This window comes from Peribacillus simplex NBRC 15720 = DSM 1321, from assembly GCF_002243645.1.
Classification (GTDB): Bacteria; Bacillota; Bacilli; order Bacillales; family DSM-1321; genus Peribacillus; species Peribacillus simplex.
The window spans coordinates 3,672,265-3,692,434 of record NZ_CP017704.1 but is presented as its reverse complement, the minus strand read 5'-3'; the positions used below and the strand labels follow the sequence as shown (position 1 = coordinate 3,692,434).

The window sequence follows — 20,170 nt, the reverse complement described above, 5'->3', positions numbered from 1 at the left end:
CTCGTTAACCCTTTCTCCCCATAATCGCATCAATCGGAATTTCTACGATGAATACGGTTTCTTTATAGTTATCCATTAGCCTGATATGTCCTCCAAATTTTTCAACAGTTTGTTTCACATACGATAAACCAATTCCCGTCGAAGGGTTTCCCGCCTCATCGAATTTCTTTGTATATCCTGCTGTAAAAATGACTTCCTTCTGCTTCGGTGCTATGCCGGGGCCATCGTCACTGATGCAAAACTCCACGAATTGATCTTTCCTTTTCACATGCAGTGATACGTATCCCTCTTCATTTATGGCTTCCACTGCATTGGCCAATAAATTATTTATTAATGATAATACCATATATACATGGTAGTGAGGATGGTTACCATCTATATGCAAGGAAAATGAAATATCTTTGCGAAGGGACTCTGCATATCGTCTATTGGACACGATCATGATGTTACCAAGCTCGTCGATATTCATATATTCCTGCAGGTTTTCGGAAGACATGAGTTCCGACAGCCCCGCATAAATCCGCTGGTTATCTTTTTTGATCTCATGCACGAGACCGGCAATCTGCAACGCAGTTTGCGCATCGCTTCCATTAGTGCCCCCTGATTTTAACCGACGGTAAAAGTCATAACAAGTGCGGGTGATTTCTTCCGCATTTTGCATCGTTTTCTTCAGTTGAACCGATTCTTCATACAAACTTGAAATGAAAAGCAGCATTTGTTCCTTTTGCATGCGCTGCTCCGCTTCTGCGAATTTTGCTTCTCTCAGCTTTAATATATTAAAAAAGCCGAGAACGAAAAAGCTTCGAATAAAGGCGATTAAAACGAGTTGTTCAATGGCCAGCAAGGGTGTGTCCTGATTCGCCAAGAAGGAACGGATCGCCATTTCCGATACACTTGCAGAAAGCTCGATCAATACCCCTAAAAGCCCGATCATCAACGGCTGATCGTGCCGTTCGTTCAATTTCGTTTTATGAAATGCGAACGCGTAGATGAAGTAATAGAAAAAGGCTGGAGCATGAAGATACATCGCTTCCTCAACAGATATGTCCCGTATCCCGACAGCCAGTGAAAAACGAAAAACAAACACACTCATTCCCGTTAATATGCCTGCAATAATCGGGTGGTTCCCCCTCCCCCATAGTAAAAACAAGAAAAAGACGGGGGTTCCCAAACTGACTCTGAATGTATCGTCGAATGGATAAAACTTAAATTCACCCGCAAGAGGCACCGCAATCATAATCAATAGTAATATCCTTATACTCTTTTTCAATACGGTCCCTCCCCAGTCACTATATTAAAAACATAACACATGAAATGGTAAAAAAGAGAGAAGGGTTTTGACTGAAATGATTATTTTTTCTGGCCCTTGTAAATATCAGTAGGTTTCAGTAGGTTCCAGTAGGACGATCATAAACTTAAAATAATCTAAAAAATGAAAGCGTTAACAATTTAACAACTATCCTAGGAGGAATTTAAATGAAAAAGTTTGGCTTAGCTACTCAAATTTTTGTTGCACTTGTACTAGGTATCGTTGTCGGTGCTTTATTCCATGGTAATGAAACAGCCATGGCCATTATGGTACCTATCGGCGATATTTTCATTCATTTAATTAAAATGATTGTCATCCCGATCGTCATGGCTGCATTAGTAGTCTCCATAGCGGGAGTCGGCGATATTAAGAAACTAGGAAAATTAGGCGGGAAGACTCTTCTTTATTTCGAGATTGTCACCACAATTGCCATTGTTATTGGATTACTGGCGGCAAACTTGTTCCATCCAGGGTCTGGTTTAGATACAAGCAATCTTGAAAAAAGTGATATTTCAAAATACGAAGAAACAACAAAGACGGCTGAAAGCAGTGGCTTTGGAGAAACAATTTCTCATATTGTTCCTCAAAATGTATTTGAATCAATGGCTCAAGCGGATTTATTACCGATTATCTTCTTTTCTGTTTTATTCGGCTTAGGTGTGGCTGCGATAGGCGAAAAAGGAAAGCCTATTCTTGGATTCTTTGAAGGTGTGTTGGAAGTAATGTTTTGGGTGACGAATCTAGTCATGAAATTTGCCCCCTTTGGCGTGTTTGCACTCATAGGTGTAACCGTTGCGAAATTCGGTATCACAACATTAATTCCTTTAGGGAATCTAGTAGTTGCTGTTTATGTGACGATGGTATTCTTTGTGTTCGTCATTCTTGGAATTATAGCGAAAATGTCTGGGACAAGCATTTTTGTTATCTTGAAAGTGTTAAAGGATGAACTGATTTTGGCATTTACAACAGCAAGTTCAGAGTCGGTATTACCAAGGCTTATGGACAAAATGGAGAAGTTTGGCTGCTCGAAATCCATTACTTCTTTTGTTATTCCAACAGGCTATACGTTTAATCTAGACGGCTCATCGATTTACCAAGCACTTGCTTCACTTTTCGTGGCACAAATGTATGGTATTGATCTATCCATTACACAACAGATTACTTTGTTACTAGTATTGATGTTAACGTCAAAAGGAATGGCTGGCGTTCCGGGTGCGTCATTTGTTGTTGTTTTAACAACACTTGGTTCTATGGGACTGCCGGTGGAAGGTGTTGCGTTCATTGCCGGTATCGACCGAATTTTGGATATGGGAAGATCAGCGGTAAATGTCGTGGGGAACTCATTAGCGGCGATTGTCATGTCGAAGTGGGAAGGCGAATTTGACCAGGATAAAGCAAACCATTACGTTGATTCAATTAAACAATCAGACGTAGCATAAACTATAAAGGAGGAAACACGATGTCAACAATCCATCTAAATCATAACGTCCGTATTGAGAAAGATTTCTTAGGATCAAAACAAGTACCAGTGCATGCATACTATGGTATCCAAACATTGCGTGCAGTCGAAAACTTTCCGATTACAGGCTATCGCATTCATGAAGAATTGATTAAAGCGTTGGCTATCGTGAAAAAAGCAGCGGCTTTAGCAAATATGGATACTAAACGTTTGTACGATGGTCTTGGTAAAATGATCATTCAGGCAGCAGACGAAGTAATCGAAGGCAAATGGCATGATCATTTTATCGTGGATCCCATTCAGGGCGGTGCAGGTACATCAATGAATATGAACGCAAACGAAGTCATTGCTAACCGTGCCCTCGAATTGCTCGGAAAAGACAAAGGGGACTATGTTCAATTAAGTCCAAATAGCCATGTGAACATGTCACAATCAACAAACGATGTGTTCCCGAGTTCGATTCATATCGCCACTCTTCTTTCACTCGAAAAATTGTTAAATACGATGGAATATATGCTTACTATCTTCAGGAAAAAGGCCCAACAATTTGACAATGTGATTAAAATGGGACGGACACATCTTCAAGATGCAGTGCCTATCCGTCTTGGTCAAGAGTTTGAAGCATATAGCCGTGTAATTGAGCGTGATATTAAACGCATACAGCAATCACGCCAGCATTTATATGAGATAAATATGGGTGCAACAGCTGTGGGAACAGGATTGAATGCAGACCCTCGCTACATCGAAAGTGTGGTTGAACATTTGGCGGATATTAGCGGGCTTCCGCTTGTTGGGGCAGAGCATCTTGTGGATGCGACACAAAATACAGATGCTTATACAGAAGTCTCTGCTGCATTGAAAATATGTATGATGAATATGTCCAAAATAGCGAACGACCTACGTTTAATGGCCTCAGGACCCCGTGCGGGCCTTGCGGAAATTAACTTGCCGGCTCGTCAGCCAGGTTCATCCATCATGCCGGGAAAAGTCAATCCGGTCATGCCTGAAATGATCAATCAAGTAGCGTTCCAGGTTATTGGCAATGACCATACCATTTGCCTGGCATCTGAAGCGGGTCAGCTTGAACTGAACGTGATGGAACCTGTGCTTGTGTTCAATTTACTTCAATCCATCAGCATTATGAACAATGCATTCCGTGCCTTTACAGACTACTGTCTGGTAGATATTGAAGCAAACGAAGACCGTCTAAAAGAGAATGTCGAAAAAAGCGTAGGGATTATCACTGCTGTTAATCCGCATATTGGATACGAAGTGGCAGCGCGTATCGCACGGGAAGCCATTTTAAAAGGTAAATCAGTACGTGAACTATGCCTGCAGTATGATGTGTTAACAGAGGAAGAGCTTGATCTTATTTTAAATCCTTACGAGATGACAAACCCAGGTATTTCTGGGGCTGAGCTGTTTGATAGATCGTAATTTCCGATTTTGATGGAATGGCAGATGTGGTTGATGAATAACAAAAGTCTGGAGAATTGATATAAAAGCCCGCCTTTATAGAGGGGGCTTTTTTTGCTTTGCAGGATGAGTAAAAATATTGAAAATGGATAGCCCCAAATAAGGCTATCCAGCGTAATTTATAAAAGCCATCTAAATCACTTTACCTTTACACCAGCTTTAATCAAGGTAGGCGGAGTTTCCCCCTGTAATCCGGCTACAAGGTTGGTTGCGGCCAGCATCGCCATTTTCAGACGGGTTTCATATGTTGCGGAACCGATATGAGGCAAAGTGACGACATTCTTCATGGAAAGCAGCGGGTTGTCTTCCTGGACGGGCTCCTGTACAAAGACATCCAGTCCTGCTGCGTGAATTTCACCAGTTTTAAGCGCAGTGATCAAGGCTTCTTCATCCACTGTTTTCCCTCTTGAACAATTGATGAAAATGGCGGTTTCTTTCATGAGCTTGAATTCTTTTTCCCCCATCATCTTTTCAGTTTGGGGAGTTAGCGGTGTCATCAAGCAGACAAAATCAGATTGCTTTAACAGATCTTCCAGAGAACAGTATGTAGCTCCATACTTTTGTTCTGCTTCTTCGTTTCTAGATCTATTGTGATATAAGATGTTCATATCGAATCCAAATCGGGCCCTTTTTGAAACGGCAGAGCCTATTCCGCCCATACCGATAATGCCTAATACTTTATGATGGACGTCCAACCCAAACGATTTTTCTCCGATATTCGATGTCCATTGCCCTGACTTTACCATTTGATCCAACTCAGGCATTCTTCTCGCTGTGGACAGTATCAAGCCCATAATCGTATCTGCGACTGTCTCGTTCAATACCTCGGGAGTGTTCGACGCCATAATTCCTCGATTGGACAACTCCGTTACATCCAAATTGTCGTAACCAACCGATGAATTACAGACGATTTTTAATTGCGGTGCTTGATCCAGTAAAGTTTTATCAACCTTTAATCCTGACCCTAATATACCTTGTGCGTTCTTCAGCTCTTGAAGGAATTTGGGATGATTTTGTGAGTCAAGACCCTCAAAATAAACGACATCACAAGTCTCTTGAATATAATCCAATACTTCTTGATCCACTTTCTTATAGATGATTACTTTCGGTTTCATCACTGATACCTCACTTCCAATAAAGTAGGACCCCATCGGGATCAAATGTCGACATAACCTTTATGTTTTGAAATACCTCTATCTATAATCTACCATTATTTAAAAAAAGGTAGAAGCTAATTGAACTGCTGACCAAACCGCTAAAATTGACGCCAAAGTTAAAACTATATTTTCGAACCAATTGTTTTTATATTTTCCCATCAAGCTTTTTTGATTTGATAACACTAGCATCCCAATTGCAATAATTGGAAAACCGATGATGTTTATTGCATTTACGCCAATTGTTAAGGCAATGAAACCAGGCATGCCGGGAATTGACCAAATAAGCGGCGTAACTAATACGAAAATCATAATCCATTTAAACATTGGATCTTTTTCATATTTACCATTGTACTTTTCGCGTCGGTTTTTATTTATTACGTAAAAGGCATCTACTATCAATCTTGGAAAACCAGTTGACTTCCCTACTATACTCGCGAACAATACGCCAAATACCCCAAGATAAAAAATGTACCAGCCAAATTGTCCTAACGACATTTGTAATGCCATTGCCAAGTCATCAATCGTTTCCACATGAATTCCATTCGGTTTTAAAATTTCTGCTCCAACAACCCAAATGGCTAAATTAATCACAATGCAAACTCCGATGGCAAACAGTAAGTCATTTCTTTGAACCTTGACATGACTCGGCTTCGTCCAGCCCTTTTCCCTCATGAAATAGGGATGTACAAAGTTCGAAATCGATCCTGCCACTGCACCTATAATTGAAATCGCCACCAATAATGCTCCATGAACGCCAGTATCACTTGGAATGCTAAAACCAACTGTTCCTTTAATGATTTGCCCCACATCCGGTGTTGCTTGAATGGCTAGGAACAAGAAGGCAATGGTCAATAATGCCAAAAGCACTTTCATTACACTTTCAATTCTATTATAAATATTTCTGCCTATAAGCATAAACACTAATCCTACAACTACCATTGAAGCTAAGAATGGCTGATTAACATGGAATAGGGTCGATAATACCTCTCCCGCTCCCTTAATCATATAGGCATTAAAAAGATGACCCATGATTAATGCATAACCAAACATAAAGTAACCGAAAAATGGATGAATACGTCCATAGCCTTCAAGAATGGTTAACCCCTCTGTGTTACAAAGCTGGAACCGGGCAATAATATTAACGATAAGAAAACGAAGTACTAATGACAGAGCTAAAATCCACATTAAACTATATCCATAATCTGCACCAGCAACAGAAGAAGTCACCAGATCCCCAGCTCCAAGCCACGTTAACACGGCAAGAATTCCTGGACCATAGGCGGTTTTAAACTTCGTGATGAAATTTGATTTCTTACTTTCGACCTCAGGAACAATCACAGTGGATTCAGCAAGATTTGATTGATTTTTCAAGTTATTCACTCCATTCAAAAGAGTATGTATTCGCTTTCATTTTTTCTTAGCAAAAATACTTTGATAACTCTAGACAAATTATGACAAAAATTATGTCATTTCCGGAATTGACTTAAAGCTTACGCTGCAGTATGTTGTCATGCTTCTTGTTGAAGTGAATCAGATGTTAAAAAAGCTCCCCTCCTATTTGATTGAATGTTTCGACTATTTACATTGAAATTGTAAGACAAATTAAAATGTAAGTCAATCATAATATTTTTAAGTTTCTTTTAAAATCATATTATTAAAAAATCCTTGTGACCTATCGTACTAGCTTACAAATCAAGAGGATTGGTGTTATTGCGGATTAGAAAAAAGTTGGACTTTTTATAAAAAGATGAACCGAAATGTCAATTTCGGTTTTTCTTATTGAACTAAAAGGGCGTTATTAGTTGAGTTGGACTTTATGCAAATGGAAATTAATAAATTGGGGAACTGTATTTAAGGAACTAACAGGTGCTTCACTTCAATAAGGGAGTTGCTAAGCAGTTCATTTTCTTGAAGCACATAGTAAAAAAAGAAGCTGGTACTATTATGAAATTTAATAATACGAAGATGTGGTGATGAATAACTGATAGAGAATCAATAGTGCTGTCAAGGCAGGATTCGTTACTATATTAGGGATTAGTACGAGGTGCGAATAGATTAATGCCATCAGCAGATAATATAAGCGAAGGAGTGAAATATATGCCACAAGATAATAACATTGATCCATTTAATAATGCCGGGAACCTTGATACACATAGAGACGCAACTAATAATCCTACTAATAATAAAGATGACAACGATACAATTGACAGGCCTGTAATGATTGATGGTGGTTTGCACCCCGGATTTCAAAGAGAAGAACGTCCTAGGCCTAATGGTAGTATCCCTACAATAGAGGGAGTTGCAAACATTAAAGAGCGTTTTCCTTCGGACCATGAGAGACTTATGAGCAGAATCAATCTTGGTGATGCACTTATAAATCGAGAAAATACACATTCTGGACGGTTTGAAAGATAAAAAGATGAACCAATATGATCTAATATCGGTTTTTCTTATTGAACTAAAGGGGTAATTAGTGGAAGAAATAACCATAAGAAAAAAAGCTAAAGATCTGTATAGGCTTTAGCTTTTTATTAATTTTTCATTCTTTTCCCCCTCTCTCCCATACTATCCAGTATAGGAATAAAGCTTTTCCTAAGGTGTTAGTGGGTGTCTCTCATACGCTACTAGAACTTGGATCGATTTCATTAAAACTAAACTAGATGGCCACAGTAATGACCAATGATATGTTGGAAATACAAAAGACCGCCAATTCGGCGGTCTTCCTCTCATTGATATTATTTTTCCTTCCCTTTCACCCTGTAATGGAACGTCCATCAAACCTAAACTGCCTGAGCACTTATCATTTAAGTAAAGCAGCAATCTAAATAAAAAGAGACCTTTCTTTTAAAAGGTCTCTCAGACTGTAAACAAACTCAATATTTAATTAAGATTGCCTACATTTTTTTTGAGGGAGGTAGAATATGAACGTTGATTTCCACTCCAGGCACTCGCTTTCCGCGGGCGGTCCGGGAGCCTCCTCGGCGCTCTTAGCGCCTGTGGGGTCTCCCTTGGACGCGCTTTTCCCGCAGGAGTCTCGTACCTTCCGTTCCAATCAACTTTGTTTAAAAATTCAGATGGTACCCCTTTTGTCTACAAACTCAGAGAACTTCTTATAAAAGGTCTCTTTGAATAATCCTTATCTTTCACAAGCAATCAAGTCTTTATCACGATCTCTTGAACTATTGGCATCATATAGGGCCTTTGAAACGTGAGGTTTGTATTTCGTTTTTCCTCCTTTATTTTTAACGGAAGATGTACGAGCTACGCCTCCTTTGTAGTCTTTATTCAATGCTGTACAGTTTTTATACGTCTTCACCTTTGTTTTGGCACTGGCAACATCATTCGCGCCAAACGAGAGACCCAAAACTAGTCCTAAAGATAGTAAAATAGCAAATAATCGTTTCAAAATATGTACTACCTTTCCTAAATATTAACTTTTTACTAATCATAATGTATCATTCCACTTTTTACAATAACTATATTTCTATATTTAGAGTTTTCTAAAATAAAACCTGCTCTCACTTTATCCACTCCGAAGAAAAGACCACCAATTCGGCGGTCTTCCTCTCATTGATATTATCATTCCTTCCCCTTCACTCTGTAATGGACCTCCCCCGGTTCTTTGCAAAAGGTGATTCCGCTTCCCGGTTCGTAATATAAAGTCTTTTTGCCTAAAGAGCGTTCATGGAAGGTCGTATGCAGATAGGATGCCTGGTCCCTTTTGAAGGCGAGCTGATTTTTGCTTAAGTTAACAGGAAGGCAATGTCCATAGTTTGTGTGGACCAGCGTTTCTTTTTCGTTCATTTCCTCTAAGTCACGAATGTGGATGTAGGAAAACCAGACTCCTCCTCTTTTCCGGAATGAGCGTGAGGAGAACCAGACCATTCCCAGCTGGGCGTTTATGCAGACGGGCAGTCTGTATTTTCCGCCAAGCACGGATTTGGCTGCTACAAGTCCGCCATCCAGATCCAATCCAAAGTGGTTTAACGAGTTATTCAGGATTTCCTGGCGCGGTTGGGCAACATGGAATGTGCCGTCTCCTTCTACTACTGTAGTCATCTCCACACCATCGGCATCGTAACGCTCCATCATTCCTACCGTTTCCGTATTCAATAAATAGTTTTTTCGTATCATCCTTCCATTCACTCCCCATTTCCCTATTCCTTTTTATGGAGTATACTGGACATAGAGGCAGGTATACTCCTGCTCGCAAGCCCTTAGGTGATGTCTTCCAGGACGTACTCACTTAGGGGTTTTTATTTTCGTCTATCGTCACTTTCATTCTTGATATGTCATTCACCCCCATGCGACTATTATCCTATTTTATGCTTTTTTTGTAAAACTGCTCTATTTTTTCCTCTTTCCAAAATCGTTCCCTTTTGTGACTGCATTACCTGTTTGATTGGCTAACTCTTTACAAAATCCCATCAAAGGGCTATACTTTCCAATTTCCTTTTCAAATTTGCTACTCTTGATCGCTATTTTCTTGTTATTTTGTGTCCATTTAGAGAACAAACAGCCAAAATCCATATAAAAGTGAAATGAAATGACATTTTTGTGAAGTTTTAAGACACATCAAAAAAGTCTATCTGGATGATAGACTTTTTTGAACGTGGTTATTCTGCCATCTTTATTTCAATCGCTAAATTCCGCAGATAATCCAATAAGGGCCGTACTTCCTCTGGAGCTGTTATGTCAGTAAACGAGAAAGACTGCTTCTTCTTTTCATCTGCTATATCCAGCTGGTATGAAAACGCGTCCGCTCCTTGAGCTTTAACTCCAGCCATTTTACTTTCGGCAGCATTAGGAAGGTCAGCTGTCTTCATTAAGTTCTGCAATTCCTCATTTTGCTCTTTCGGCAATTCATCCGTATCTATCTGGAAATTCAAGTCGAGGTTGGCAAATCCCCCTATGCAGCTAAATTTGATATGCATGGTAGATGAAGCCTCCTATTCATGGAATATGACTACTCAGGCAGTCCAACCGCTTTAAAAGCATTTTCTATTGTCTCGATGGCTGTTTTCGTAACTTCCCCGCTATCAACAAGTTTTTGCGCTGCTTTGATGACAATTTGCACGAATTGATTGAAATTTGCCGTTGCAAATAAATTCTGCATCGCATTGAACCAGATCAAAGCCGCTTTGTCCGTTCCGATCTCCATGGATACTAGATAAAAGGCCTTGTTTGGTATGCCGCTATTGATATGGACACCATGATTATCGCGTTCTCCTTTATAGAAGTTCTTCATATGATCAGGCTGAATATCTTTACCCATTAACTTATTGTCAAATGCCGTACCTGGTGCTTTCATCGAACGGAGGGCCTGCCCTTTCAGGGTTGGTCCCATTATATCAGCACCGATTAGCCAATCGGCATCTCCGGCAGTTTGCTTTAAGTGAAATTGTTTTATGGCAACTCCAAACACATCTGAAAGATGCTCGTTCAACGCCCCGGACTGACCTTCATACTCCAATCCACTTGTGAACTGCGTAACCCCATGTGTCAGTTCGTGTCCAATTACATCGAGTGAATTGGCAAAATTGCTAAAGATGACCCCATCGCCGTCACCAAATACCATTTCATCTCCGTCCCAATAGGCATTCGTGAATTTATTCCCATAATGAACGTTCAGAATGAGATCAAGGCCTTGGTTATCAATTGAATTACGGTGCAAGACATTCTTGAAGTAGTCACGCACAACTCCGCTATAATCGTATGCAGCGTTAACGACAGGATCTCCACTAGATCGATCTCCTTCTTTCCTAGCCTCATTCTCCCGGAGTTTCGTTCCTCCCTTGCAATCGTAAACATGGCGGGCAGATTCACCTTGACGTCCAGAACCTGCATCCGTTAAAGCGACAACACCGTCAATATCGTATTCTTTCAAAATTCTGCGCCTGCGCATTTGACGGCTTTTCGCTAAACTGATCCGTGCTTCTTCTACTTCATTTTGTGCCATATTCTCAAGAATGTAGTTAGGTACGATGAAACACTGACATTTCGTTTTGGAACAATCTCTTTTGTGCATATCCGTCACTCCTTCATGTTTTTTTACGATCTATTACAATATCCTTTTTCAAGCTGCTTCTCTTAACACGTTTGTCTTCAGCATCCTTCAAGTTCATTTGCAGTTTTATCTGATTCGTTCAAATTGTGATCTTGATGCTCTTCATAACGCAACCATTTCTATAGTTTACTTTCGCCACTCCCGCCTCATTTCCCTCCATTCCTTTCCTGCCCAACTTGTTCAATCCATTTTTTTGTATCCAATATTTAATGGATCGAAAAGAATGCATTTACAGGCAAGGATGTAATACTTCACCTTTGTTTATTGGATTATTCTGTTCGTGCTGCATATACTGGATTGTTCCTTTAAACAAGGGAGCTTCCTCAGAACATAAACCACCTTTAAGGAGGGCGTAGCATTGGTAACTTCACAGGGAACTGCTTCAGTTAGCTTTCCATTCCCATCTGTATGGGGTATCCACTCTTCAATAGCTGGCAGAACGATTATTTGGGGCACACTTACCATTAACTCCATTACAGATAATAAGGTGGTTGGTACGGTTAATTTTCGTGGTACACCCATCCCGATTAATGGATTTTGGAATGAAAGCACCAAACAAATCGCATTTGATTCACCTTACGCCACATTCTCTGGCAACTTAACCATCATTGATGATCTCCAGATTAGGATTCGACATTTCATTCTACAAGGACGCTTTCTTATGAAACCTCCCTCTCTACAAGCAGGTGAGTCTGGATCGTGGATTGCCACTACTGATATAGCTCTGAATGAATATCCTGTTAGTGGTAATGCCTACTCCGGGCAATTACCTCCTGTTGGAGCTTTTTTAACATCGAATATCCTTCATCAGCATCAGAATTTTTTGGGAAGAACAATTTAGGGTAATCCATTCTGTGTGGAAAGGGTGTTTAACATAAGGAATCGTCTCTGTATTTCATAGGGGCGATTCTTTTACTTTTGATACGTCATCTTTTCAAATGTTTTAAATAAATTTTCCATCATATTAATACATTTTGATGTAATCCAGATGCCTACATATCTTATATACACTGCTACATAAAAAAATAGGCACACAAGTGACTCCATTGATTCAGGTTCGCAACAAGTTGCTCCCTGGCATCTTCACTGGTGTTCAGCTGTCCGCAATGCTTCCCCTTGTTGGGGGTGCCTTCTGAATAAAGAAAGGTACCATTTTACCTATCTCACTAAGTAGATATAAATATGAGATAGTGATTTTGGTAGATAACTTTTGAATCCATTAATTCAAAATGAGTACAGATGGAATATAGATTGACAGCGTTTTCCCTGTACTTCATACTATTGTAGTAACGGAAGTGACAGAATATTTGGTAAATTAGGAGGATGAAACTATGAAACCAGCAGTAATGACAATGGATTTACAATTATTAGCAGATGTTCTTAGGGAAAATAATTGTACAAGTTTAATAAACGCGATAGCAGAAAAGGATTTTCAAGTGGCACAAATGCTTGATGTATTAATATTTGAGGATAAATGGGAGGATGACATATGACTAAGCTCAGAATCCTTTTAACCATTCCAATTTTGCTATATGGAATTTACATATTTGTTGTCGTTCAAAACGATGAGCATATTCCACTTTATTTGCATCTTCTATTCGCAATCTATTTGATGTTGTTTGTACATTATGAAGAGAAAACGGAGGTGAAACCATGACAGATTTTTATCTTGGAGAATTTCGATATAACCCGTGCCAGGCTGAGTTCGTTGTAATCCCTAAGTTCCCAACACGTGAGTCAGTTTAATATGATCACCACAATAAGTGGCTTTTTTTGTTCAAAAATCATTAATAAAGCCTAAAAAAAGCCCCAACTCCTTAAAGGAATTGAGGCTTTCACTATTTATTTTCTTTCTTCCGGTTCCAATTAGATAATACGAGTTGTAACGATGCCATCGATTTGTTTGATTTTTTCTTCCAAGCCAGGAATGATATCGCCGTTTACTTCACCGTCAATGTCGATGATCGTATATGCATATCCCCCACGGCTTCTGTTAACCATGTCAGCGATGTTCAGATTAAAGCCAGATACAGCCAATGTGATTTGCCCAACCATGTTAGGAACGTTTTCGTGGAAAGTTGCCACACGACGGTTTCCTGTATAAGGAAGGGAAGTGTTTGGGAAATTCACAGAGTTCTTGATGTTCCCTGTTTCTAAAAAGGTCTTCAACTGACGAGCTGCCATGATGGCACAGTTTTCCTCTGATTCTAGTGTAGAGGCACCAAGATGCGGAATTGGAACGACATTATTCATTTTCAACACGTTTTCGTTCGGGAAGTCTGTAATGAACTTGCCTACTTTTCCGCTTTCAAGTGCAGCTTGCATATCATTTTCATTCACTAGCTCGCCGCGTGAGAAATTCAAGATATGTACGCCCGGCTTCATGATGCTGAATGTTTCTTGGTTAAACATTCCTCTTGTGTCGTCAGTTAATGGAACGTGTACTGTAATATAATCAGATTCTGCAAACAATTCTTCGATTGTCATTGCGCGCTGTACATTGCGGGACAAGTTCCAAGCTGTATCAACAGAGATGAACGGGTCAAACCCAATGACGTCCATGTCCAAATCCAGGGCATCATTCGCTACAAGTGCACCGATCGCTCCTAAACCGATTACGCCAAGAGTTTTTCCCTTGATTTCTTTACCAACGAATTGTTTTTTTCCTGCTTCAACAAGCTTTGGAATTTGTTCTCCTTCGCCTTCCAGTGTCTTTGTCCAGGCCACACCGGCAAAAAGGTTACGAGATGAAGCCATTAATGACGTTAGCACCATTTCTTTTACAGCGTTTGCGTTAGCACCAGGTGTATTGAAAACGACAATACCTTGCTCTGTGCATTTGTCGACCGGAATATTATTGACTCCTGCCCCTGCCCTTGCGATTCCTTTTAACTGATCGCCGAATTCCATAGTATGCATGTTAAAGCTGCGAAGTACGATCGCATCAGGGTTTTCACTGTCATTGTCGACTTTAAAATCGCCTTTGTTGAATACATTTAGCCCGCTTTCGGCAATATTATTTAACGCTTTGATCGTTTTGACTTTTTCTAAAAGTATTGTGCTCATTTTGTTTGCTCCTCTTTTGATTATGATAGTTTTGAAATTTCAAAATACTGACAAGATTTTTAAGCCCATGAAAATCTGCATCCTTTAAACCTTCACTATCTGTTAATATACAGAAAGAGGCAAGGGATAAAATCCCTTACCTCTGCCCAGGCGAACGGCTACGACACTATGTGTTCCCTCACGGTTATCCGTGTTTCGCCAGTTGCACATAGTCTTTTTCATTTATTTTATTCTATCAAACTATTCAGCAATCTTCAATATCATTTTAAAGGTTTATCTCTTTTTTTGCAGAAGTCAGAAATATCGACGAAACTTATAGTTTTATCTCCGAAATTAGATATATCGACGAATTCTATAGTTTTATCTCCGAAATGAGATATATATCGACGAATTCTATAGTTTTATCTCCGAAATGAGATATATCAACGAATTCTATAGTTTTATCTCCGAAATGAGATATATATCGACGAATTCTATAGTTTTATCTCCGAAATGAGATATATCGACGAATTCTATAGTTTTATCTCCGAAATGAGATATATATCGACGAATTCTATAGTTTTATCTCCGAAATGAGATATATCGACGAATTCTATAGTTTTATCTCCGAAATGAGATATATATCGACGAATTCTATAGTTTTATCTCCGAAATTAGATATATATCGACGAATTCTATAGTTTTATCTCCGAAATGAGATATATATCGACGAATTCTATAGTTTTATCTCCGAAATTAGATATATCGACGAATTCTATAGTTTTATCTCCGAAATGAGATATATCGACGAATTCTATTGTTTTATCTCCGAAATTAGATATATCGACGAATTCTACAGTTTTATCTCCGAAATTAGAAATATATCGACGAATTCTATTGTTTTATCTCCGAAAAAATGGAGAGTTTATTATCTAGGACGGTTCAATCTTTTTATTACAACTGTAATTAGTAAAACGACCACAAACAGGATGAAAATAATTATGAACGGAATGGTCGTTGTAAGAAGAGTGACCCATCCACTTGTCTCTGTGTCTTCTGGCTTAAACTCAATTTTTCCTATATCATGTTCCCCTACGGCATTGTTCATTCTATCTAGCGAAATTTCACTATTTGGTACAGACGCGATAAAGTATTGATCCTTTTCATACCCAACCAGCCGACCTCTTATTTCATAAGCACTTTTTTGTGACTCCAATTCTAAAAATGTCACTTTACCATCCTCTAAAGTCGTAAAAAATTCATCTTCAGTTAATTTCTCAGTTGGTTCTTTGTCATTATTAAAAATCAGCACAATCCCCAAAGTAACCAAGAAGATTAATAAATAAAATATTTTACTACGGAAAATCCGCTTCATCACATACCTTCTCCCACATTAAACAAACTATAGACAATAGTATCATATATAGTTAATTATTAACAATTAAGCTATCAACCACTTGCGAAATGGATAATATTAGTAAAAAATAGAGCGTATAGCAAACTTAAAAAAGGAGGTACTAATATGCTAATAAGAGAGGCAATGGTGGCTGATGCTGAAGAGATAGCGATAGTCCATGTGGATTGCTGGCGAACCACGTATAAAAATATAATATCCAGTGATTTTTTAGATAAACTATCTTATGGGCAAAGGACAGAATTATGGAAAAAGAATATATCCGGTGATGGAAATTATATTTATGTCGCAGAAAATAACGAGGGAAAAATAGTAGGATTTATTAGTGGCGGTAAAAGGGAAACGAATCAAGTTGAGGATTCTGGTGATTTAACTGCGATATATATTCTCGAAAACTTTCAAAGAATGGGGATAGGTAAGAGACTCATCAAAGAATTATTCTTTAAATTCGAAGGACTGGGATTTAAGACAATTTTCGTAGAGGTGCTTGAGGATAATAAATCTCGATACATCTATGAGGCATTTGGTGCTGAATTGCTTAAAACCGAAAAAATCAAAATGGCTGGCGCTGAATTAGATCTATTAGTTTATTCGTGGAAAGACATTAGCCCAGTATTGTTATGAATGAACTTCAGGTAAGATCGCTAACTTAACACTTCAAAAAAAGACACAGTCCTTCGGAAGGATTGTGCCTTACTTATGATTTAATTTTGATTAAATCCGCTTTCGTCCATGTAAAATACTTCCCAGGAATGTCCGTCGATATCCAGAAAACTCCAACCGTACATGAATCCATGATCAATGGCTTCATTAAAAGGCTTTCCGCCAACATCCAGTGCCCTATTCACGATTTCATCGACTTCTTCCTTACTTTTAACGGACAGGGCGACGATGGTTTCCGTACTCGCTGCAGAATCCGGGATTTCCTTCTTGGTAAACGTTTTAAAGTAATCTTCAACCAATAACATGACATATATGGACTCGCTGATAACCATGCATGTCGCATTTTCATTGGTCATTTGCTCGTTAAACTCAAAGCCTACCTTTGTGAAAAATTCTACTGAGGCATCCAAATCTTTAACAGGCAAGTTTACAAAGATCTTTTCTGCTTGAACTCCCATCCAATTCACCCTCGCTTGATTTATTTTGTTCACTCACCTACTATTCGCTGCATTTTTCGATTTTCCTGCTTGCAGCAGTCATTGCATTCACTTCCTAATTGAACAGATACAATCTTAGCAACGGGGACATCCATAATTCACCTGCTTAAAAGTGTATTTCAAATATTAAACAGGATGATTCAATTTTAAAACAACCTGGGAGTTTACCTTAAGAAATTTTCAAGGAGTATTTGCTTCTCTTGTTTTTTCAACATTGGATGGTGACAGCAATTGCGCATAAAAATCAACAGACTGCCGCCCTTTTGCATTCGTATACCAGATGTTCAATTTGGATTTCATAACTAAAACACATCTTTTCTTTTTTGAAATAAAAACTTTATAATTCCATGTTTTACTAAAATTAAATAATTTCAAGGAGGTAAGCATATGAAAAATAGTACTAAAACGTGAAGTATCCGGAACATTTTCTTTACTGGTTTGGATTTCAATTATTTTACAAGGATTTAGCCCAATCATTTCGTCCTCCGATAGCTAACTAAACGCTCGAAGCACCACCTATTATGCAAGTAGAGCAATCCACGTTTTACAAACCTAGCACAGTTCAAAAATAGATGGGAAACGACAACATTACCCTATGGGATAGGTGGTTCATAGATGGTTACCATTCAAACATATATATCAAAGAATAGTTATGATGCAATTGTTAATAAACAGTTATTAGCTAACGGGGATTTTATCCCAATCCATCACTCAAGCGCTAAGCAACTGGGAAATCAACAGTTATTTACTTCAAATGGAACTTCCTTATACGGCACAGTCATTATATCTTATCAAGATCAATTTCTCTCGAGTTTTTATGATTGGGATGATGTTGATGGTATTTGGCTTTCAATTTTACAGGCATTGTATGATTGTTTAAATACCGGTATTGGCAGCTGCGACTTTTCAGAACGCTCTATGGATTGGCAAATGAAAAGGCTAATAGAAAAAAATCCTGCTATATCATTTACATGGAGCCATGGTTTCGCTAGCAAAGAATGGAATGATATTCCTAAGAAATCCACACTAAGATTCCCTGAAAATGTGCTATTGAATAGTTTAATAGAAAAGGGAACTAAATTCTTAAAATTTAGAAATGCTCTATATGATAGCGGTCCAAACCAAAATATTAACCAGTTAATTATCGATCTTAAATCTTTTAGTAGTGATTTGGGGTATGTGCAATTGGAATAGTTCACTGTGCTAAGTGAAGCTGAAGTCTTGCAGCTGTATGTGATGGGTTTATAGTAAAAACATCCTTGCCAGCATTCGCCAGCAAGGACTGTTTTTACGTGTTTTTCTTGTTTAGAAGTTTCTAATATAGAAGGCATTTGACGTTTTCTTTTACTTCAAATAAACACTCATAATCTGTGTTTCGTTTATATTTGCTTGGGTACTATTTGTTTTTTCTAGTTTTTCAACTAGCTCGCCATTCGTGACAACAATCGGAGTTACGATGCTCGGAGCTTTGGATTTTAGAAAATCGATATCAAATGTAACAAGCTTGTCTCCTGCTTTTACACTTTGCCCTTCTGCGACATGGACTTCAAATCCCTCACCTTCAAGGTTAACAGTTTCTAATCCAATATGAATTAACAATTCTATGCCATGCTTTGTGCGGAGGCCTAGAGCATGTTTAGTATGAAAAACCTGGATTACTTCTGCATCGATTGGAGATACGACCAACCCCTCCTCGGGAAGAATCGCTATCCCGTCCCCCATCATTTTACCGGAAAACACCGGATCCGGAACATCTTCAATATTTATTACTTGTCCATTTATAGGAGCAACCAGTTGTTCCACACTTTCTTTTTTACTGAATAATTTTTTGAACATAATAATTCCACCCTTCTCTTTTGGTCTTGAATCCTTGCATCTCACAATGAAACGTTGAATATTTTGTTAATTCTGATAATCATTGATATTATTTTTTCTTTTTCAATTTCCCTACTGCTTTCTTTTTATTCTCTTCCACTCTAAATATAACAATCTCGGTTATTAATTCATAAGGAATTGGCTTATTTAGTGGAAACTGAACGGCCCCTTTTGAACATTTATATTCAGATAAAGCAGATTCAAAAGCAGAGATCGCGCTAGGAGTTGGATAGAATCCTATATGTTTTTTATAGGCAGCGAAATGTACCAAATTTCCAAATAAAACAAAGGTAGGCATTTGATAGCTTATCTTTTCTTCTGCATCCGGTGCTGCGTCCTTTATGACTTTTCTTAACGTTCTTAGTTTCTCCTGAACTTCTTCGGGAAATTGTATTATATATTCATCAATTGAATGAAATGTATTGGTTCCTTCCATGATTTCTCCTTTCATTAATCCAAACTACTATACACTTATTATAACATTTCCCTCCCCCACCAACCCGAGCACCCGATAGTTCGCTAACCTATATTAAGAGGGTCATTTTTTTAAGAACTCTTCCATTCTATTCATTACACCTTCTAGCATGGTAATCGACCTTGAAGTATTCAAAGGTTCACTATCCAAGGAATGGTTGGCATGTGGGATTTTATCCATGCTTATATTTGTTTTATTTTCAATCCTTTCAATTTTACCTGGAATATAATGATGATCTTTTTCTCCTATAACTATATGTGCTGAATGATCGCTGCTCAATAACCCTTCAAAAATCGAATCGAACTTCAATAGTGGCGTAAGCAAAATCATTTTCGAATTCATAAACCGATTACTTTTCATCATTCCGTTGATGATGGGTATGGTACCAAGTGATTTGCCTAGAAACACTGTTCCTTGATATTCATGGTTTTGGAGTACTTCCGTAATGACGAGATTGATATCATTAACGATCACTTTTGTGATATCTACCAATGGATGCTTGAATATATCCTTATCGTAAGCGTAATGAATATGCACGACATCATACTGATTTTGAAGCATGATCATCGTCGAATAATAGAATAACGGCTTCTCATACGTGTACCCCGCACCTGAAAACATAAAACAAACGGCTGGACTTCCGTTTTCAATATGTGTGTATGTAATTTCTTTTTTATTACTATTTATTTTTTTTTGGTTAACCTTCATGAAAGATTCCTCCCATTAATCCATT

Annotated in this window: 22 protein-coding genes and 1 riboswitch; of the genes, 8 read left to right on the top strand and 14 right to left on the bottom strand. The window is 38.4% G+C overall.

All coding sequences use genetic code 11. From position 1 onward, the window contains the following. Positions 1-4: 4 nt before the first annotated feature. Positions 5-1,270 (bottom strand): sensor histidine kinase, encoded by a 1,266-nt coding sequence (locus BS1321_RS17825; protein WP_063235233.1) that lies wholly within the window; start codon positions 1,268-1,270, stop codon positions 5-7. Between the two features lie 206 nt (positions 1,271-1,476). Between BS1321_RS17825 and BS1321_RS17820 the strand changes: the two genes are divergently transcribed. After that, entirely contained in the window at positions 1,477-2,748 is a 1,272-nt protein-coding gene (locus BS1321_RS17820) for a cation:dicarboxylate symporter family transporter (RefSeq protein WP_063235234.1), read from the top strand. Between the two features lie 20 nt (positions 2,749-2,768). Continuing rightward, positions 2,769-4,205 (top strand): aspartate ammonia-lyase, encoded by a 1,437-nt coding sequence (gene aspA / locus BS1321_RS17815; RefSeq protein ID WP_063235235.1) that lies wholly within the window; start codon positions 2,769-2,771, stop codon positions 4,203-4,205. Positions 4,206-4,381: 176 nt separating this feature from the next. Here the strand turns inward: aspA and BS1321_RS17810 are convergent, their stop codons facing one another. Both BS1321_RS17810 and BS1321_RS17805 read right to left on the bottom strand, forming a co-directional pair. Further along, a complete protein-coding gene (locus tag BS1321_RS17810) occupies positions 4,382-5,359 on the bottom strand; it encodes a 2-hydroxyacid dehydrogenase (protein WP_063235236.1) in 978 nt (325 codons plus the stop codon). Between the two features lie 99 nt (positions 5,360-5,458). Further along, on the bottom strand, positions 5,459-6,781 hold the full coding sequence (locus tag BS1321_RS17805) for an Nramp family divalent metal transporter (RefSeq protein WP_232522813.1): 1,323 nt from the start codon (positions 6,779-6,781) through the stop codon (positions 5,459-5,461). Positions 6,782-7,459: 678 nt separating this feature from the next. On the opposite strand from BS1321_RS17805, the gene BS1321_RS17800 reads away from it, so the two are divergent. Continuing rightward, positions 7,460-7,816 carry a hypothetical protein gene (locus BS1321_RS17800; protein WP_155726509.1) on the top strand — a complete coding sequence of 119 codons (357 nt, stop codon included), beginning with the start codon at positions 7,460-7,462 and terminating at the stop codon, positions 7,814-7,816. A gap of 721 nt (positions 7,817-8,537) precedes the next feature. On the opposite strand, the gene BS1321_RS17795 is transcribed toward BS1321_RS17800, so the two are convergent. From BS1321_RS17795 to BS1321_RS17780, 4 genes are all read right to left on the bottom strand, one after another. Then, positions 8,538-8,807 carry an excalibur calcium-binding domain-containing protein gene (locus BS1321_RS17795; RefSeq protein ID WP_063235239.1) on the bottom strand — a complete coding sequence of 90 codons (270 nt, stop codon included), beginning with the start codon at positions 8,805-8,807 and terminating at the stop codon, positions 8,538-8,540. Positions 8,808-8,980: 173 nt separating this feature from the next. Then, complete coding sequence (locus tag BS1321_RS17790; protein ID WP_063235240.1) at positions 8,981-9,535, bottom strand: competence protein ComK; 555 nt, start codon at positions 9,533-9,535, stop codon at positions 8,981-8,983. Positions 9,536-10,017: 482 nt separating this feature from the next. After that, positions 10,018-10,335, bottom strand: coding sequence for a protealysin inhibitor emfourin (locus BS1321_RS17785; RefSeq protein ID WP_063235241.1), 318 nt, complete (start codon positions 10,333-10,335; stop codon positions 10,018-10,020). A gap of 32 nt (positions 10,336-10,367) precedes the next feature. Then, on the bottom strand, positions 10,368-11,429 hold the full coding sequence (locus BS1321_RS17780) for a M4 family metallopeptidase (RefSeq protein ID WP_063235242.1): 1,062 nt from the start codon (positions 11,427-11,429) through the stop codon (positions 10,368-10,370). Positions 11,430-11,826: 397 nt separating this feature from the next. Here BS1321_RS17780 and BS1321_RS17775 point away from each other — a divergent pair, with 397 nt between their 5' ends. The 3 genes from BS1321_RS17775 to BS1321_RS27565 all read left to right on the top strand — a co-directional run bounded on the left by BS1321_RS17775 (position 11,827) and on the right by BS1321_RS27565 (position 13,125). Then, positions 11,827-12,309 carry a hypothetical protein gene (locus BS1321_RS17775; RefSeq protein ID WP_063235243.1) on the top strand — a complete coding sequence of 161 codons (483 nt, stop codon included), beginning with the start codon at positions 11,827-11,829 and terminating at the stop codon, positions 12,307-12,309. 490 nt (positions 12,310-12,799) lie between these two features. Further along, positions 12,800-12,961, top strand: a complete 162-nt coding sequence (locus BS1321_RS27570; protein WP_155726510.1) for a hypothetical protein — start codon at positions 12,800-12,802, stop codon at positions 12,959-12,961. Beyond that, entirely contained in the window at positions 12,958-13,125 is a 168-nt protein-coding gene (locus BS1321_RS27565) for a hypothetical protein (protein WP_155726511.1), read from the top strand. The genes BS1321_RS27570 and BS1321_RS27565 overlap by 4 nt, the downstream gene beginning before the upstream one ends. 209 nt (positions 13,126-13,334) lie before the next feature. Here the strand turns inward: BS1321_RS27565 and BS1321_RS17770 are convergent, their stop codons facing one another. Both BS1321_RS17770 and BS1321_RS17765 read right to left on the bottom strand, forming a co-directional pair. After that, the gene (locus tag BS1321_RS17770) at positions 13,335-14,534 is read right to left on the bottom strand and encodes a phosphoglycerate dehydrogenase (protein ID WP_063235244.1); all 1,200 of its coding nucleotides are present in this window, start codon (positions 14,532-14,534) and stop codon (positions 13,335-13,337) included. A 137-nt stretch (positions 14,535-14,671) separates the two neighbouring features. Continuing rightward, positions 14,672-14,750: riboswitch (ZMP/ZTP riboswitch) on the bottom strand. Between the two features lie 691 nt (positions 14,751-15,441). Then, positions 15,442-15,888, bottom strand: a complete 447-nt coding sequence (locus BS1321_RS17765; protein WP_063235249.1) for an ATP-dependent metallopeptidase FtsH/Yme1/Tma family protein — start codon at positions 15,886-15,888, stop codon at positions 15,442-15,444. A 147-nt stretch (positions 15,889-16,035) separates the two neighbouring features. Here BS1321_RS17765 and BS1321_RS17760 point away from each other — a divergent pair, with 147 nt between their 5' ends. Then, entirely contained in the window at positions 16,036-16,551 is a 516-nt protein-coding gene (locus tag BS1321_RS17760) for a GNAT family N-acetyltransferase (RefSeq protein WP_063235250.1), read from the top strand. An 80-nt stretch (positions 16,552-16,631) separates the two neighbouring features. Here BS1321_RS17760 and BS1321_RS17755 read toward each other — a convergent pair whose 3' ends face one another. Together BS1321_RS17755 and BS1321_RS17750 are read right to left on the bottom strand one after the other, a co-directional pair. Continuing rightward, positions 16,632-17,048, bottom strand: coding sequence for a VOC family protein (locus BS1321_RS17755; RefSeq protein ID WP_063235251.1), 417 nt, complete (start codon positions 17,046-17,048; stop codon positions 16,632-16,634). A gap of 219 nt (positions 17,049-17,267) precedes the next feature. Next, positions 17,268-17,564, bottom strand: coding sequence for a hypothetical protein (locus BS1321_RS17750; protein WP_063235252.1), 297 nt, complete (start codon positions 17,562-17,564; stop codon positions 17,268-17,270). A gap of 138 nt (positions 17,565-17,702) precedes the next feature. Here BS1321_RS17750 and BS1321_RS17745 point away from each other — a divergent pair, with 138 nt between their 5' ends. Continuing rightward, positions 17,703-18,281 (top strand): hypothetical protein, encoded by a 579-nt coding sequence (locus BS1321_RS17745; RefSeq protein ID WP_063235253.1) that lies wholly within the window; start codon positions 17,703-17,705, stop codon positions 18,279-18,281. 150 nt (positions 18,282-18,431) lie between these two features. Here BS1321_RS17745 and BS1321_RS17740 read toward each other — a convergent pair whose 3' ends face one another. The 3 genes from BS1321_RS17740 to BS1321_RS17730 form a co-directional block, all read right to left on the bottom strand. After that, positions 18,432-18,923 (bottom strand): PTS sugar transporter subunit IIA, encoded by a 492-nt coding sequence (locus tag BS1321_RS17740; protein ID WP_063235254.1) that lies wholly within the window; start codon positions 18,921-18,923, stop codon positions 18,432-18,434. An 88-nt stretch (positions 18,924-19,011) separates the two neighbouring features. Next, positions 19,012-19,398, bottom strand: coding sequence for an iron chaperone (locus tag BS1321_RS17735; RefSeq protein ID WP_063235255.1), 387 nt, complete (start codon positions 19,396-19,398; stop codon positions 19,012-19,014). 102 nt (positions 19,399-19,500) lie between these two features. Continuing rightward, entirely contained in the window at positions 19,501-20,145 is a 645-nt protein-coding gene (locus BS1321_RS17730; RefSeq protein WP_063235256.1) for a hypothetical protein, read from the bottom strand. Positions 20,146-20,170: the final 25 nt, after the last annotated feature.

Coding starts and splice junctions, on each gene's coding strand:
- BS1321_RS17730 (WP_063235256.1), bottom strand. CDS start 20,145: ATGAAGGTTAACCAAAAAAAAATAAATAGTAATAAAAAAGAAATTACA.
- BS1321_RS17750 (WP_063235252.1), bottom strand. CDS start 17,564: ATGATTGGGCTAAATCCTTGTAAAATAATTGAAATCCAAACCAGTAAA.
- BS1321_RS17790 (WP_063235240.1), bottom strand. CDS start 9,535: ATGATACGAAAAAACTATTTATTGAATACGGAAACGGTAGGAATGATG.
- BS1321_RS17755 (WP_063235251.1), bottom strand. CDS start 17,048: ATGGGAGTTCAAGCAGAAAAGATCTTTGTAAACTTGCCTGTTAAAGAT.
- BS1321_RS17760 (WP_063235250.1), top strand. CDS start 16,036: ATGCTAATAAGAGAGGCAATGGTGGCTGATGCTGAAGAGATAGCGATA.
- BS1321_RS17785 (WP_063235241.1), bottom strand. CDS start 10,335: ATGCATATCAAATTTAGCTGCATAGGGGGATTTGCCAACCTCGACTTG.
- BS1321_RS17745 (WP_063235253.1), top strand. CDS start 17,703: ATGGTTACCATTCAAACATATATATCAAAGAATAGTTATGATGCAATT.
- BS1321_RS27570 (WP_155726510.1), top strand. CDS start 12,800: ATGAAACCAGCAGTAATGACAATGGATTTACAATTATTAGCAGATGTT.
- BS1321_RS17820 (WP_063235234.1), top strand. CDS start 1,477: ATGAAAAAGTTTGGCTTAGCTACTCAAATTTTTGTTGCACTTGTACTA.
- BS1321_RS17740 (WP_063235254.1), bottom strand. CDS start 18,923: ATGTTCAAAAAATTATTCAGTAAAAAAGAAAGTGTGGAACAACTGGTT.
- BS1321_RS27565 (WP_155726511.1), top strand. CDS start 12,958: ATGACTAAGCTCAGAATCCTTTTAACCATTCCAATTTTGCTATATGGA.
- BS1321_RS17810 (WP_063235236.1), bottom strand. CDS start 5,359: ATGAAACCGAAAGTAATCATCTATAAGAAAGTGGATCAAGAAGTATTG.
- BS1321_RS17765 (WP_063235249.1), bottom strand. CDS start 15,888: ATGAAGCGGATTTTCCGTAGTAAAATATTTTATTTATTAATCTTCTTG.
- BS1321_RS17800 (WP_155726509.1), top strand. CDS start 7,460: ATGCCATCAGCAGATAATATAAGCGAAGGAGTGAAATATATGCCACAA.
- BS1321_RS17770 (WP_063235244.1), bottom strand. CDS start 14,534: ATGAGCACAATACTTTTAGAAAAAGTCAAAACGATCAAAGCGTTAAAT.
- BS1321_RS17735 (WP_063235255.1), bottom strand. CDS start 19,398: ATGGAAGGAACCAATACATTTCATTCAATTGATGAATATATAATACAA.
- BS1321_RS17780 (WP_063235242.1), bottom strand. CDS start 11,429: ATGCACAAAAGAGATTGTTCCAAAACGAAATGTCAGTGTTTCATCGTA.
- aspA (WP_063235235.1), top strand. CDS start 2,769: ATGTCAACAATCCATCTAAATCATAACGTCCGTATTGAGAAAGATTTC.